The sequence below is a fragment of the Methylobacterium sp. CCH5-D2 genome, assembly GCF_001556475.1.
GTDB classification, from domain to species: domain Bacteria; phylum Pseudomonadota; class Alphaproteobacteria; order Rhizobiales; family Beijerinckiaceae; genus Methylobacterium; species Methylobacterium hispanicum.
In genome coordinates this window covers 1-1,207 of sequence record NZ_LSIX01000993.1, presented here as the reverse complement: position 1 = coordinate 1,207, position 1,207 = coordinate 1, and the positions used below count along the sequence as shown (strand labels likewise).

The window sequence follows — 1,207 nt, the reverse complement described above, 5'->3', positions numbered from 1 at the left end:
CCCTTCGGGGGCCACCCTCCCCCGCAGAGGGGGGAGGGAGTGCCGCGGTGCGGGCGGTGCCTATCCAAGATCCGGATCATGCCGCCATCCTCCGCTCCGGCGCGCGGGCCGCCCCCTGCCCGGCCCGGCCGCGGGCGAGATCCACCTCGGCGAGCTTGGCCAGCACCAGGAGCACCAGCCCGAAGGCCGCGAAGCCGTAGGCCCGTCCGGCGAGATCGCGGCGCGGGCGCACCTCCACGTAGGGGATCGGGTCGCGCTCCAGGCTCTCGATCTGCCGGATCGCGGCGGCGACCGCCTCCGGCCCCTCGGCCTCGAAGGCGCGGTAGGGCACGCGCAGGCTCTTGAAGAACAGGTCGAGATGGCGCTCGGGCGCGGCCTGCGGCGTGTCCTCGCCGGCCGGGCGGTCGGCGATGCCGGGCGAGCCCTTGGTGCGCAGGAAGAGCCAGTACAGGTTCGGCCGGATCTTGGCGAAGGCGGCCCGCAGGGTGTCCTGCACCCGCGGATCGATCACCGCCGCCCCGTCCGAGACGAGGAGCAGCACCCGCGAGGCGTCGCCCGAGGCCGCACCGAACTGGCCGAGCGCCATGGCGAGCCCCCGCCCGACATTGGTGTAGTCGAGGCCGGGCCGGTCGATCGCCGTGATCGCGGCGCGGACCGCGTCGTGCCGGTCGGTCATCGGCAGGACCAGCATCGGCGCGGTCGAGAAGGCGGTGACGGCGAAGAGGTCGTGCGCCCGGCTGCCCACGAAGTCGCCGAGGATCCGCCGCGAGGCCGCGGCCTTCGATTCCTCCGCGCCCGAGGGCTGCCGCCCGGCGAAGGTCTCGTTCATGCTGCCCGAGCGGTCGATCAGCATCGAGACCTCGGCGCCGATGCCGGTGCGGGTCACCCGCTCGCCGGCCCGGTAGGGACCGGCGATCCCGGCGACGAGCCCCGTCACCGCGAGGCATCCCGCCGCCCGCAGCAGGCCCGCGAGCGCGCGCGAGAACGGGTCCGGTGGCACCGCGGCGAGGTCCGCCCAGGCGGCTCGGCGGCGGGGCGCGGCGACGAGCGGCAGCAGGGCGAGCGGCAGAAGCCAGAGCACCCACGGCCGTTCGGCCCCGAACCGGGCGAGTTCCGCCGGAAGCATGGTCCAGGGCCCGCTCACGCGGCGCGCTCAGCCGCCGCCAGCGCGCGGGCGGTCGCCCCCGCCTCGGCGAGCGGCAGGCGG

1 protein-coding gene is annotated in these 1,207 nt (G+C 76.4%); it reads right to left on the bottom strand.

Features of this window, described 5'->3' with window-relative positions; translation table 11 throughout:
* Window positions 1-76: 76 nt before the first annotated feature.
* Window positions 77-1,126, bottom strand: coding sequence for a vWA domain-containing protein (locus tag AX737_RS26815; RefSeq protein WP_066926796.1), 1,050 nt, complete (start codon window positions 1,124-1,126; stop codon window positions 77-79).
* Window positions 1,127-1,207 lie beyond the last annotated feature (81 nt).